Here is a 13,795-nt window from a genome sequence, read left to right on the forward strand (position 1 = left end):
ATTCCATTCGGAATTTCGTAACCCCACTTCGTCATATGTTTTCAGTTTCATAGTGATTTTTCTCAGCTGCCTACCATTAGTTCTCCAGCGCGCTTTGTGTCATGGTGGATTTCGCGCAGCGTGAATAAAGGAGAAGTGCCCCCATGACAACAACACCGGTCGGTGTCGAAGATCCCGGTGAAATCGATACAGGTCGCCTGGAAAACATCTCACGGCGGCGCGTCATCTGGATTGTCATCGCGATTGTCGCGAGCACCGAGATCGTCCCATTCCATTTCGCGTTCATCGGATTGGCCGCCCGCCTTATCGGGGCTTCCTTTCCGGAGCAGACCGCGGGCGATCTGACCTGGATGACCACGGTGTACGCGATCGTCGGAGGCGTGGCGATGCCGGTTCTCGGCAAGCTGTCCGACGTGATCGGCAAGAAGAAGGTGATCCTGGCGTGCCTCGTCACGTCCATGATCGGGTGCGTGATCTGCGCGGTCACGTCGTCTTGGCCGGTCATGCTCGTCGGCCGCGGACTCCAGGGGCTGGCCTTTCCGGCGCTCTTCGTCTCCTATGGTCTGATTCGCGACCTGATGCCGCGCCGTCATCTGAATATGGCCATCGCGCTTGCCGGTGGCGGCACCGGTATCGGCGCCGTGCTCGGCCCGCTGGCCGGCGGCTTCCTCACCGACCACTACAGCTGGCGATCGCTGTTCTGGTTCTGCGTGGTCTGGACCGCGGTCACCGTCGCGCCCCTGGTGTTCTTCGTGCCGGAGACGAAGCTGCGGGTGCAGGCCAAGATCGACCTGGTAGGCGCTGCTCTGCTGGGGGCAGGTATCGGCGGCGTGCTGATCTACCTCAGCGAAGGTGGCAACTGGGGCTGGGGTCGCACCACGACACTGCTGTGGCTGATCGGCGGCGTGGTGCTGCTCGTACTGTTCTATATCTGGGAGTCGTTCATCCCTGAGCCGATCATGGACCCGAAGCTGCTGCGCGCCCCTCGCTTCCTCGGCATCCTGTCGGCGGCCTTCCTGTCCGTCGGCACCCTGCAAGGTCTGTCGTACGTGCTCGGCTACCTGTCCGAGAGCCCGGGCGGCGCCGCCGGCGACGCGATCAAACAGCAGGTCGTCGCAGGCGCCGCCACCCAGGCCGCCGCACAGGCGTCCGAGCAAATGCATATGCCGATCACTGCGCAGATGGTCACGCCGTACTTTTCGGTCAACGGCCACCTGCCGGGACTGAACCTGACGCTGCTGCAGTTCACCGTTCAGACGCTGCTGGCAATGTCGGTGGTGTACGTGGTCGTGGCACCGCTGTGCGGCTGGTTGTCCACCCGAATCGGGCTGCAGAAGCCGTATATCGTCTCGACGATCGCCTTCATCGTGGCCGCTCTGCTCTACGCCAATTTCCATAACAGTGTGTGGCAGGTGGCTTTGATCATCTTGATAGTCGGCCTCGGCGCAGGCGCCTACCTCGGCACGCTGCCGAATATGGTGGTCGAAGCGGTGCCCGAGAAACAGCAAGGCATCAGCGCCGGCATGTTCGGGGCTTTCAACAGCTTCGGTACAGCTGCGGCGACCGCGGCCACCGGCGCCATCATGGCCGCGAATCCGCTGATCCTGCACATCAACGCACCCGGGCACATCGAGGACCGGCCGCTCAATGTCGGGCCGATGGCGCAGTTGCCGGACGAGGCCGCGTATACGAACTCGTTCTACATGTTCGCGGGCACCTCGGTCGTCGCGTTCATCGTGGCGCTGTGCCTGCGGCACTTCAATCGGCCGTCCACCGGCGGCACGGCATTCTGAGCCGGGCGAGGGATAGGTGTAGGTAGATGACCGATTGGGACTACACGACTGATTTCTTGGTCGTCGGGAGTGGCGCCGGTGTGGTCGGGGCGTTACGTGCGCGCGCATTGGGCCGAGAGGTTCTCGTCGTCGAGAAGACCGACCAAGTCGGCGGGTCGACCTGCATGTCGGGTGGCGTGATGTGGCTCCCCGACAACCCACTCATGCGGCGTGCCGGAATCTCCGACTCGATCGACGCCGCACTCAGGTATTTCGACACCGTCGTCGGTGACGCGGGGCCGGCATCGTCGGATGCCCGCAGGCTGGCCTATATCGAAGCCGGTTCCGAGATGGTCGAATTCCTCGAATCCGAAGGTCTGCAATTCCAGCGTTGCGATGGCTACAGCGACTACTACTCCGGCGTGCGAGGCTGCGAAGGCGGATCGGCCCGGGGCAGATCGATCGAGCCGAAGGTTTTCGACAAGAGGAAACTCGGCACCTGGCGGGACAAGATCCGCCCCGGTTTCGCGGTCGACATGGTTGTCTACACCGCCGAGGCGGCACCGATGTCGCTCATGCGGACGCGAATCGGACTGGCCGTGCTCACCAGGGTCGGGTGGCGCACGGTGCTCGGGCGCATCCGACGGCAACAGTTGGTGGCCAATGGTGCGGCACTGATCGCTCGGCTGCTCGACGCGCTGCTGCGGCGACAGGTCCCGGTCTGGCGTGAGTCCGCGCTCGCGGATCTGGTCGTCGAGGGCGACCGGGTCGTCGGTGCCGTCATCCACCGGGATGGTGTGGCTGTGCGCGTGCGTGCGCGTGCGGGCATCCTGCTCGCCGCGGGTGGCTTCGCCCGCAACGAGACGATGCGCAAGGAGTATTCGGGCGGGCGGCCCACCGGCACCGAATGGACCTCGGCCAACCCGGGGGACACTGGGGATGCCATACAGATCGCGATGGCGCTCGGCGCCGCGACCGACATGCTGGACGAAGCCTGGTGGATGCCCTCGTGGATCATGCCCGACGGAACCCCAGGAATGTGTCTTTCCGAGCGCTGCAAGCCGGGATCGCTCATCGTCGACGCACAGGGCCGACGGTATTTCAACGAGGCGTGTTCCTATCAGGAGGCCGGTCAGCAGATCTACGCCCGCCACCAGGAGTGCGGCGGTGCGATCCCCTCATGGCTCATCATCGACGCCCGCCACCGCGGGCACTACCCGTTCGGGATGGCCCCCGCGGGCTGGACACCGAAGCAGATGATCACCAGCGGCGTACTGAAGCGCAGTGACACCCTGGAGGATCTCGCGCGTCAGTGCGGTATCGACGCGGACGGACTACTCGAGACGGTCGGTCGCTTCAACCGGTTCGCCGAGACGGGTGTCGATGAGGATTTCCATCGAGGCGAGGGGGACCACGAGAGGTTCTACGGCGACCGCACCCACCAACCGAACGCCTGCCTGGGGCCGATCTCGAAGGCGCCGTTCTACGCGATCGCCCTGTACCCCGGAGACATCGGTACGAGCGGAGGACTGCTCTGTGACGAGTTCGCACGGGTGCTGAACGCCGAAGGGCAGCCGATCGACGGCCTCTACGCCACCGGCAACTGCACCGCGTCGGTGATGGGCCGCAAGTACCTTGGTGCGGGCGCAAGTATCGCCGCCTCGGCCGTGTTCGGATTTGTGGCGGCGAATCACGCATCCCTGGGGCCCGGAGCACCCTAGCCGGGATGGTCGCGGCGCAGCGGGGCCGGACGGGGCCCGCTGCGCCGCTGGCGGCTGCTGATCGTCGACGAGGTCGGCGACATTCCCTTCGAACAGGACTGTCGAACCTGTTCTACCGATCTAGTGGCCGATCTGGCTTGTGGTCATTTATCATTAAATGACCGAGTGACGGCCAGCGGCCCGAATCGGTCCGGCACGCTGTTGGTTCGGTGGAGCGTGTTGGGGGAGGGAGTGTTGTGGTTGGCGAGTACACGTCGGTGGTCGAGGCGAAGCTCGCCACGATGCGGGCGGAATATGAAGCGTTGGTCCGGGACGGGCGGGGGTGGTCGTTGCGGGCGCTGTTCAGTACCGACGACTGCGACATCGTCGATTTCTGTACGGGTTTCGCGCCGAACAGGTTCGGGGCGCAGGCGTGTGCGGAGGTGGAGCAGTTCTGTCGCGGGTACGGGATCTGGCTGGAGACCGGCGGCGCGCACTACAACAGCATGACTCCGTATCTGCATCCACACGCCGCCACCGCCGAGCGGATGACGATTATCGGGATCTACAACGCAATCCTGTTCTGGCTCAACGATACTGTCGGTCGGGAGAAGTTCGCCCACTTGACCGATGCCGAACGGCGACAGGCCGGCGTGACGGTCGAAAGTCTCGCCACATTGCTCGAAACGCGGAGTGCCGTAACGGATCCGACCCCGGTCGAGGCCGCTACCGCCGATTTTCTGGAGCTCGTGGGTAGGCACGGGGACCCGGAATGGCTGGCTCTGTTCCTGCATTCGACCATCGCGCATCTGATCCCGGCGATCCGGGATCAGAACGCACGGGCTCGCGGTGAACTGTTGACCGTCGCGGAGTACATAGACCTGCGGTCGCACGTTTCGGGGATGTACCCCGCGATCGCGTTGTGCGAGTTCGGCCGCGACGTGTACCTACCGTGGGAGCGGATTCGTGCCGCCGGACTCGATGTCGATCTGCTGGGTTTGCGGCGGTTGACGGTGGAAATCGGGGCGCTGATGAACGATGTGTTCTCCTTCGAGAAGGAATGGGTCCACGACCGTGCCGATTTCAACTTGATCCCGGTCTGCTTGCTGAACACCCCTGGTGCCACCCTGTCCGACGCGGTGCGCGACGCCGCGCGGATCGTCCGCGACCGGCTGACCGAATTCCGCCGGGTCCGAGCCAGGATCGGCGGGATCTGCGGCGAGATCACCGATAGGTCTGTCGCTGAAGCGGTTTCGGACCATGTCGAGGATCTGCTCGCTTGCGTGCAAGCCACCTGGGTATGGCAGAACACGACCCTCAGATATAAAGGGACGTCGATCTTCGACGAAAACCGTCTCGCGTGATTGCACTTTTACTCGGAAACTTCCACACCATAGTTTGCTGAACGGTCTATCGTCGGATGAACACATCACCGTCCTCGGCATGGGGTTGTCGAGCGGCGCGAGGTATCGAAGGGTTGTGGTGGACGACACCCAGTATGCGGCACTGGCTCGAACTTGGTGGCACACGCTTGCCGCCACCGGCCACATGTCCCTACCCGATGAGCTAGGACATCAACAGTTGGCCGGTCTGATCGCTGATCTCGCATCAGCCCTCGAGGCCGATCCCTTCGATGTCACCGTGGGAGGACGGGTCGGTGCGGTGCTGGCTGTGCACCTGGCCGATCCGCTGGTGCCGGTGGTATCGGCGCAGGTGTTGTACGGGTTGGTCGGTGACAATAGTCGACCAGACGCCGGACAGCGGCTCACCGGCCTGCTGACCGCCCTCGGACAAGGCCACCAGGAAGAGTTGGACCGGTCCCGCTATGCGCCGTACCGTCCAGGGGAGTTGCGAACCGAGCAGAGCGAACGGGATGCCAGGTTTCGGGTTCTGTTCGACAGTACGAACGTCGCGATCGCCATCGGCGACACCGACGGCATCTTACTGGAAGCGAATCGGGGTCTGGCCGACATGATCGGCGTGCCTGTCGAGGCATTGCGTGGGATATCGGTCTACGACTTCGCCCATCCCGACGATCGAGAAGATATTCGAGCCCTGCTCTACGACAAACTGGTTCCGGCCGGGGAAGGAACGGTCACGCTCGATCGTCGACTGGTGCGTGCCGACGGCAGCGTGGGGTGGATGTCGTTCGCTATCTCTTTTGTCAAAGGAATCGACGGACAACCGGATTACCTACTCGCCATCGGTGGCGATATGACCGAGCAACACCGGCTCCAGCAGGAACTTCGCCGCCAGGCCCGACACGATCCCCTCACCGGTCTCCCGAACCGGCGTTACCTGCTCGAGCGGATCGAAGAACTCATCGCGACCGCCGACGTAGGTGACCGAGCCGGATTGTGCTTCGCCGATGTCGACCACTTCAAACACATCAACGACCGCTTCGGTCACGGCACGGGTGACAAGGTCCTCTGCGCGATAGCGACCCGCCTGCAGGACAAACTGCAGGAGCACAACTGCCTCATCTCCCGACTAGGTGGCGATGAGTTCGTCGTCCTGATCCCGCCACCGGCGACCGCTGAGCAGATAACACAGATCGCCGACCAACTACTATCGGTGTTTCCCGAACCGATCAACATCGGCGGCCATCAGTTGCAAGTAGCGGTCAGCATCGGGGCGGTGGTCACACCGGTCGCCGGTGCCAATGCCGAAGCCCTCCTCGATGCCGCCGACGCCAGCCTGTACTACGCCAAAACCAACGGGAAAGGTCACTGGGTCCTGCACACCCTCCAGGCATTGACCTGAGCTGATCGCACGCGGCCGAATCCGACTGCGAGATCAGAGGTTTCGCAGCGATTCCAGGGCCGCGTGCAACCTGACGGTGGCCTCCGCGGCAATGGGTTCGAGTGCCTGCTCGCCGGTGACCTGGACCATCAGTTCCGGGTTCATGGCTTCGACCATGATGGCGTCCTCGGCCGCGGTATCGCGGCGGACGATCACGTTGCAGGGCAACAACAGTCCGATCTGGCGGTGCACATCGACGGCACGGTGGGCCAGTGCCGGATTGCAGGCGCCCAGAATTAAGTAGTCCTCCATGTCCACGCCGAGTTTCGCCCGCAGCGTCGATTGCATGTCGATTTCGGTGAGTATGCCGAATCCCTGTTCGGACAGGGCCTTTCGGGTCAGCTCGACGGCCTCGTCGAAGCTCGTGTGGAGTGTCGTGGATAGGGCAAGGTTCATAGCGTGGCCTGCTTTCAGGCGAGGGCGAGGAAGAGTTTCTCGAGTTCGGCTTCGGTCATGGGCTCGGATCCGTCGGCGGTATCGCCGGTGAGGCATTCGCGCAGTCCGGTGGCCACGATCTTGAATCCGGCCCGATCCAGTGCGCGGGACACGGCCGCGAGCTGGGTGACGACATCTTTGCAATCGCGCCCCTGCTCGATCATGGAGATCACCCCGGCAAGTTGGCCGTGCGCGCGGCGCAGCCGGTTGAGCACCTGGGTAATAGTCTCCTCGTTACCGACCACGGTCTGTGTCCCTTCATCGAATACCTCATTCGATTATACCCCTGGGGGTATCTCTGGGACCGATTCCAGCCGGTCTCAGGGCAGTGTGGTGTCGTGAGCCGGGGATGGGTGAGCGCGCTGTGGTTGCCGGATGTCGAGGTCGATGCGGGCAGGCCGGCCGCGCAGAAATTGTTGCCAATAGTTTTGGCATAATTGCGCATAATACGGTTGCCAAGTCTAACGCCAGGACGGTGGTCAGTGTCGGAGAATCAGGAGCTCGAACGCGGAACGCAGGGTAAAGCCGTTGCGGTGGAACAACTTCGCCGGGCGGTTCGGCAGGGTGATGTGGCGCCGGGGCAGCGGCTGGTCGAGTCGGAACTGGTCGAGCAGTTCGGGGTGACGCGCGGGAGCGTGCGGGCCGCGATCGATGAACTGGTCGCCGAGGGGCTGATCGAGCGGATCCACAATCGGGGCGCCCGGGTGCGGATGGTCTCGCGGCAGCAGGCGATCGAGATCCTGGAATGCCGCAAGGCGCTCGAGGGGCTGATCGCGGCCAAGGCGGCCGAGCGCGTGCAGCCGGCCGATATCGTGCGGCTGCGCGGCTATGCCGACCAGCTCACGGCGGCCGTACGGGACGGTGAGCCGTTGAAGTACTCGAGCCTGAACCATGAGCTGCACGCGGCACTCGCCGATATCGCCGGACAGCTGACCGCGGCGGATCTGATCGGCAAGCTCAACGCCCAGATCGTGCGGCATCAGTTCCAGCTGTCGTTGCGGGCGGGCCGTCCGCAGGTCTCCCTCGGCGAACATCTCGCGGTGGCGGAGGCGGTGATCGCGGGTGATCCGGTCGAGGCCGAACGGGCCATGCGCGCGCACCTCGACAGTGTGATCGCTGCGCTGAGCGAATCCGACTGAGCGAATCCGACTGCGTGCGAACGCCGCCACCTGCACCGTCCATGTGTTGACGAAATTGTTGACATTTATGCCGACAACAACTTACGGTCGATAACGGACGTGCGATACGTCCTCGAACCGCGACGACGCGCGGTCGACCGTGAGTAGGTGAGGTGAGGCGATGCCTGAGTACACGTCCGAATCGCTATTGGTCGTGAGCGCCCATGCGGGTGACTTCGTCTGGCGTGCGGGTGGTGCCATCGCGCTGGCCACGGCACGGGGGGAGCGGGCCACGGTGGTGTGCGTGAGCTTCGGTGAGCGTGGTGAGTCGGCGAAGGCTTGGCGCGAGGGCAAGCGGCTCGACGAGATCAAGGCGTTGCGCCGGGACGAGGCCGAACAGGCCGCGACGGTGCTCGGCGCGCAGATCCGCTTCCTGGACGCCGGCGACTATCCACTGCTCGAATCGCCGGAACTGGTCGACCAATTGGTGCACGTCTACCGCGAGACCATGCCGACGGTGGTGCTCACCCACACCCTGGTCGATCCCTACAACGGCGACCATCCGGCCGCCGCCCGGATGGCGATACAGGCACGAATCCTCGCCCAGGCGGTCGGCTACGACGCGCCGGGCGACCCGCTGGGCGCGCCGCCGGTCTTCAGCTTCGAACCGCATCAGTCGGAGATGTCGGAATTCCGCCCGGATGTGTTGCTGGACATCACCGAAGTGTTCGAGTCCAAGCAAAAGGCAATGCGCTGCCTCGGTGCACAACCGCATATGTGGGCGTATTACGAGGACCTCGCCACGCGTCGCGGCGTGCAGTTGAAGCGCAACGCCGGGCCGAATCTCGGTGTGCAGCACGACACCAAGGCCGAGGCATTCGTGCGGCACTACCCGCACGTGACCGACCGGTTGTCGTGACCGCTACCCCGCTGCGGGTCGCAGTGCTCGGATTCGGCGAAGCCGGTGGCGCATTCGCCCGCGATCTCGTCGCGGCGGGTGCCGACGTGCGCGGTTTCGATCCGAAAGTCGCTGCCCCACCTGGTGTTCAGCAGCGCAACGGAGAGATCGACGCGGTCCGCGACGCCGAGTTGGTCTTCAGTCTCACCACCACCGCCGAGGCGGAAGCTGCGTTGCGCGCGAGTCTGCCCGGGTTGCGGCCCGCAGTGGTGTGGGCGGAGGCGAATACGGCCGCGCCCGCACTGAAGGTGCGACTGGCCGAACTGGCCGCGGAGGTGGGTGCGGATCTGGTCGACGTCGCGATCATGGCACCCGTGCCCGGCCTGGGTTTGCGCACGCCCATGTACGTATCCGGCTCGGCTGCACCGCATTTCGTCGAGTTGCTGGCCGAGATCGGTGTTTCGGTCGAGGAAGTGCCGGGTCCGGTCGGGGCGGCGAGTGCGCGCAAGCTGCTGCGCAGTGTGGTCTACAAAGGGTTGGCCGCGGCCGTGGTCGAGGCGCTGGCCGGTGCGGAGGCGGCTGGGTGTGCCGACTGGTTCCGCGAGCATATGACCACGGAATTTCCGAATTTCGACGCGCACACGATGGAGCGGTTGATCACCGGCACGTATGCACACGCGGCGCGGCGCACCGAGGAGATGGAGGCCGCGGCACGGCAACTGGCCGATCTCGGCGTCACCCCGCGGATCGCGGGCGCCACCCGGGATGCCCTGCGCGCCATCGCAGAATCAGGAGAAGGCAGATGAAATCCGTTGTCGTAACCGATCCGCCGCGCGCCTCGATCGAGGATGCCGCGCGGCTCGGCGAATACGGTGTCGCCACGGTGCACGAGGCGGCCGGGCGGGTCGGATATCTCGGCCCGCGCCTGCGTCCGGCCTGGCCGGGCGCGCGCATCGGCGGCACCGCGGTCACCGCGCTGTGCTGGCCGGGTGACAACCTGATGATCCACGTCGCGGTCGAACAGTGCCGCCCCGGCGATGTGCTGGTGGTGGCGACGAATTCGCCGTCCACCGACGGGCTGTTCGGCGAGCTGTTCGCCACCGCATTGCACCGTCGCGGCGTGCGCGGCGTGGTGTTGGCGTGCGGGGTAAGGGATATCGCGGAACTGCGGGAGATGGGATTCCCCGCCTGGTCGACGGCAGTCAGTGCCCAGGGCTCGGTGAAGGCGACGGCCGGGGCGATCAACGTGCCGGTGGTGATCGAGGGCCAACTGATCCGGCCCGGGGATGTGATCGTCGCCGACGATGACGGTGTCGCCTGCGTACCGCGTGCGGATGTGCCTGCGGTGCTGGAACTTTCGGCGGCGCGCAGCGCCAAGGAAGAAGCGACCAGGCAGGCGTTCGGTGACGGCGAGCTGGGTCTGGACCGTTACGGACTGCGCGAGCGGCTCGATGAGTTCGGTATCGGCTACGTCTCCTACGAGGACTACGTCGAACAGGAGCAGCCGTGAGCACGACCGAAGCGACTGCCGCGGCGGGCATTCCGTGTACGTGGATGCGGGGCGGAACATCCAAGGGCGCATTCTTTCTCGCCGACGATCTGCCCACCGACCCCGCGGCCCGCGACGATCTGCTGCTGCGGATCATGGGCACACCGGATCCGCGCCAGATCGATGGACTCGGCGGTGCCACCTCACTGACCAGCAAGGTGGCCGTGGTGTCGCCGTCGGACCGGCCCGGGATCGACGTCGACTACCTCTTCCTGCAGCTGGGTGTTGCCGAACCGACCGTGTCGGACAAGCAGAACTGCGGCAATATCCTTGCCGCAGTGGGACAGTTCGCGCTCGAGGCCGGACTGGTCGACGCCACCGGCGACAGCTGCCGAGTGCGCGTCCACCTGGTCAACTCCGGCAGTGTCGCCACCGCGACCTTCCCCGTCCGCCACGGTCGCCCGGTGTACGACGGTGACACTCGCATCGACGGCGTGCCCGGGACCGCCGCACCGGTGCTACTGGCCTTCAGGGACACCGCTGGATCGGCCACGTCCGGGCTGTTTCCGACCGGCGCGGTTTCCGACACCATCGACGGTGTCGAGGTCACTTGCGTGGACAACGGCATGCCGGTCGTGGTGGCCGAGGCGAGCGGCTTCGGGCTGACCGGCTATGAAACGCAGGCCGAGCTGGCCGCCGATGCCGCGCTGCTGGATCGTATCGATCAGCTGCGCCGCAAGGCGGGACGGCTGATGGGCATGGGTGAGGTATCGGAATCCTCGGTGCCGAAGACGGTGCTGGTCGCGCCCGGCCGCGACGGCGGCCAGGTCTGTACCCGCTCCTTCATTCCGATTCAGCCGCACACCTCGGTCGGCGTGTTCGGCGCGATCAGCGCGGTGACCGCCATCATGCGGCCGGGCGCGGTCGGTCACTACCTCACCGCGGACTGGCCGACCGGCCTGTCCCGGGTGGATGTCGAGCATCCGTCCGGGCATCTGCTGGTCGACATAGCTATCGACGACACCGTCGTCCCGCCGCTGGTGCGGACCGCGGGTGTCGTGCGAACCGCTCGAAAACTATTCGCGGGCAAGGCTTTTCCCAAATTCTGATCCGACCGCTCTAGGAGGATGTCCATGGCACCCGGTCACGAGATCGCGCATCTGGCGCATCTACAGCTGTTCACTCCGAAGCTCGACGAGAGCGTCGAGTTCTTCACCGATTTCCTCGGCCTGCGGGTCGTCGACTCCGACGGACCCGACGTATACCTGCGCACCTGGGACGACTATGAGCATCATACGATCACGCTCAGCGCACGCAAACGCGCCGGCATCGGCCGCACCCACCTGCGGGCCGCGAGCCCGGAAGCGTTGCGGCGCAGGGTGGCGGCGCTGGAGGCAGCCGGGTGTGGTGTCGGCTGGGTCGACGGTGAACCGGGATACGGGCCGACCTATGTGTGCACCGATCCGGACGGTCACGAGTTCGGCATCTACTACGAATCGGACTGGTTCACGGCCGGCGACGACACCCGTCCGGCGCTCAAGAACCAGGCCGAGGCCTACCCGGGCGTCGGGGTGGGGGTCCGGCGGCTGGATCACGTGAATTTCCTCGGGCGCTCGGTCGAGGAGAACCGCGACTTCCTCGTCGACATGCTCGGCGGGCAGGTGACCGAGCAGATCGTGCTCGACGATGGCACCGTCCCCGGCAGTTGGACCACCTTCACCAACAAGAGCTATGACGTCGTCTACACCCGCGACGCGCTGGGGCTGTCGGGTCGCCTGCACCACATCGCCTTCGCCACCGATACCCGCGCGGATATCCTGCGTGCCTGCGATATCGCCCTCGAACAGGGGGTGTTCATCGAGACCGGCCCGCATAAGCACGCCATCCAGCAGACGTTCTTCCTCTATGTCTACGAACCTGGCGGCAATCGGATCGAGCTGTGCAACGCGGGTGCTCGGCTGATCCTTGCCCCTGATTGGCAGCGTGTCGACTGGACCGCCGCGGAGCGCGCGAAGGGCCAAGCCTGGGGCATGAAAACTATCGAATCGTTCCACACCCACGGCACTCCCACCGTGGATGAACTGGCGCTCGAAGACTGACAACGGGCGCTGTGCCGCCTCGTGGGCAGCACGCCTTGCTAAATTGTTAACAATTATGCTGGAACTATTGTGGGCGATATCTCGGTCAATGTAGCGTCGTATCCACTGTGACGTACACCTCCGGACGAAAGGGACAAGGTTGTCCTCCCTTGACGTGAGCGGCGGCGCGACTGCCGCCGCCGGCCGACTGTCGATACGCGTAACCGCACTCTGCTGGTTCCTGGTCCTGCTCGACGGGTTGGACCTGTTCGTGTACGGCGCGAGCCTGCCCGGAGTACTGGCCGATAAGGGCTTCGGCCTGACCCCGGCTATCGCAGGCGATATCGGCAGCCTCAATACCTTCGGCATGCTGCTCGGCGCGCTGACCTCCGGCTTGATCACCGACCGTGTCGGCCGCCGCCGGATCATCATCACGAGCGTGCTGATTTTCAGTGCCGCCGCGGCCGTCTGCGGTATGGCACCCACGGTCGTCGTATTCGGCGCGGCCCGTTTCGTCGCCGGTGTCGGTCTCGGCGGACTGCTGCCCACCGCCATCTCGATGGTCATGGAATACGCGCCGGCACACCGGAAGAACCTCAGCGTGACCGTGCTGATGACGGCACATCAAGCCGGTGGAGCGCTCGCGGGCGCCCTCGCCATGTCCATCGTGGAGTCGCTCGGCTGGCGCGCGGTGTACTGGCTCGGCGCGCTGCCGGTCCTGGTGGCCCTGCCCGCCGCGTTCTTGCTACTGCCCGAATCGATTACCTATCTGCTGGGTGCGGGCCGCACCGACAAGGCCAAGGCGATCGCGGACAAGTTCGGCGTTCCGCTCGCGACGTTCGCGCCGGGGCCGGTGACCCGGCGGCGCTGGGGCAATGTCGCGGCCCTGTACACGCCATCGCTGTGGCGCACCACCCTGCTGTTCTGGATTGCCTCCTTCTTCGGCCTGCTGCTGGTGTACGGGGTGAACACCTGGCTGCCGACGATGATGCGCGGTCACGGCTACCACCTCGGCTCCGCCATCAGCTTCCTGCTGGTCATCAACCTCGGCGGCATCGTCGGGATGCTGGTCGCCGGACGCCTCGCCGACCGATTCGGTCCGCGGCCGGTCACGATCACGTGGTTCGCCATCACCACGGTGGGTATCGGCCTGCTCTCGATCCACATGCCGCTGGCGATCACCTATGTCGATGTCTTCCTCACCGGTGGCTTCCTGTTCAGTGCGCAGACGCTGATCTATGCCTCGGTCGGCACCTACTACCCGATCGGCGACCGGGCCACCGCACTCGGCTGGGTCTCGGGCATGGGGCGCTTCGGCGCGGTCTTCGGGCCGTGGTTCGGCGGCGTGCTGGTAGCCCACCAATTGTCCACCTGGGGCTTTGCCGTCTTCGCCGTGGCGAGCGTCATCGCAGCCACGATGATCGGTTTCATCCCACGCCGACCGGTCGCCGCGGCACCGTCGCTCTCGCCGAGCGCGGAACCGCAGCTCTCTTGAACCGCGGC

Annotated in this window: 13 protein-coding genes; 11 read left to right on the top strand and 2 right to left on the bottom strand. The window is 65.1% G+C overall.

Annotation, left to right across the window (positions count from 1 at the left end; all coding sequences use genetic code 11):
- Positions 1-143 precede the first annotated feature (143 nt).
- The 4 genes from OG874_RS43070 (at position 144) to OG874_RS43085 (ending at position 6,235) form a co-directional block, all read left to right on the top strand.
- A complete protein-coding gene (locus OG874_RS43070; RefSeq protein WP_330252764.1) occupies positions 144-1,793 on the top strand; it encodes an MFS transporter in 1,650 nt (549 codons plus the stop codon).
- Positions 1,794-1,819: 26 nt separating this feature from the next.
- Positions 1,820-3,493, top strand: a complete 1,674-nt coding sequence (locus tag OG874_RS43075; protein WP_330252765.1) for an FAD-binding protein — start codon at positions 1,820-1,822, stop codon at positions 3,491-3,493.
- 236 nt (positions 3,494-3,729) lie between these two features.
- Entirely contained in the window at positions 3,730-4,836 is a 1,107-nt protein-coding gene (locus OG874_RS43080) for a terpene synthase family protein (protein ID WP_330252766.1), read from the top strand.
- Positions 4,837-4,954: 118 nt separating this feature from the next.
- On the top strand, positions 4,955-6,235 hold the full coding sequence (locus tag OG874_RS43085; RefSeq protein ID WP_330252767.1) for a diguanylate cyclase domain-containing protein: 1,281 nt from the start codon (positions 4,955-4,957) through the stop codon (positions 6,233-6,235).
- Positions 6,236-6,268: 33 nt separating this feature from the next.
- Here OG874_RS43085 and OG874_RS43090 read toward each other — a convergent pair whose 3' ends face one another.
- Entirely contained in the window at positions 6,269-6,670 is a 402-nt protein-coding gene (locus OG874_RS43090) for a DUF302 domain-containing protein (protein ID WP_330252768.1), read from the bottom strand.
- Positions 6,671-6,684: 14 nt separating this feature from the next.
- Complete coding sequence (locus OG874_RS43095) at positions 6,685-6,954, bottom strand: metal-sensitive transcriptional regulator (RefSeq protein WP_330252769.1); 270 nt, start codon at positions 6,952-6,954, stop codon at positions 6,685-6,687.
- Between the two features lie 237 nt (positions 6,955-7,191).
- Here OG874_RS43095 and OG874_RS43100 point away from each other — a divergent pair, with 237 nt between their 5' ends.
- From OG874_RS43100 to OG874_RS43130, 7 genes are all read left to right on the top strand, one after another.
- Positions 7,192-7,848, top strand: a complete 657-nt coding sequence (locus OG874_RS43100; RefSeq protein ID WP_330252770.1) for a GntR family transcriptional regulator — start codon at positions 7,192-7,194, stop codon at positions 7,846-7,848.
- Between the two features lie 160 nt (positions 7,849-8,008).
- Complete coding sequence (locus OG874_RS43105) at positions 8,009-8,746, top strand: PIG-L deacetylase family protein (protein ID WP_330252771.1); 738 nt, start codon at positions 8,009-8,011, stop codon at positions 8,744-8,746.
- Positions 8,743-9,531, top strand: a complete 789-nt coding sequence (locus OG874_RS43110; RefSeq protein ID WP_330252772.1) for an NAD(P)-dependent oxidoreductase — start codon at positions 8,743-8,745, stop codon at positions 9,529-9,531. Before OG874_RS43105 ends, OG874_RS43110 begins: the two co-directional genes overlap by 4 nt.
- Entirely contained in the window at positions 9,528-10,235 is a 708-nt protein-coding gene (locus tag OG874_RS43115) for a 4-carboxy-4-hydroxy-2-oxoadipate aldolase/oxaloacetate decarboxylase (RefSeq protein ID WP_330252773.1), read from the top strand. Before OG874_RS43110 ends, OG874_RS43115 begins: the two co-directional genes overlap by 4 nt.
- Positions 10,232-11,323 (top strand): 4-oxalomesaconate tautomerase, encoded by a 1,092-nt coding sequence (locus OG874_RS43120; protein ID WP_330252774.1) that lies wholly within the window; start codon positions 10,232-10,234, stop codon positions 11,321-11,323. Before OG874_RS43115 ends, OG874_RS43120 begins: the two co-directional genes overlap by 4 nt.
- A 24-nt stretch (positions 11,324-11,347) precedes the next feature.
- Complete coding sequence (locus OG874_RS43125) at positions 11,348-12,313, top strand: VOC family protein (protein ID WP_330252775.1); 966 nt, start codon at positions 11,348-11,350, stop codon at positions 12,311-12,313.
- A gap of 139 nt (positions 12,314-12,452) precedes the next feature.
- Positions 12,453-13,787, top strand: a complete 1,335-nt coding sequence (locus OG874_RS43130) for an MFS transporter (protein WP_330252776.1) — start codon at positions 12,453-12,455, stop codon at positions 13,785-13,787.
- The last annotated feature ends 8 nt before the right edge of the window (positions 13,788-13,795 follow it).

The organism is Nocardia sp. NBC_00565 (assembly GCF_036345915.1).
Lineage (GTDB): Bacteria > Actinomycetota > Actinomycetes > Mycobacteriales > Mycobacteriaceae > Nocardia.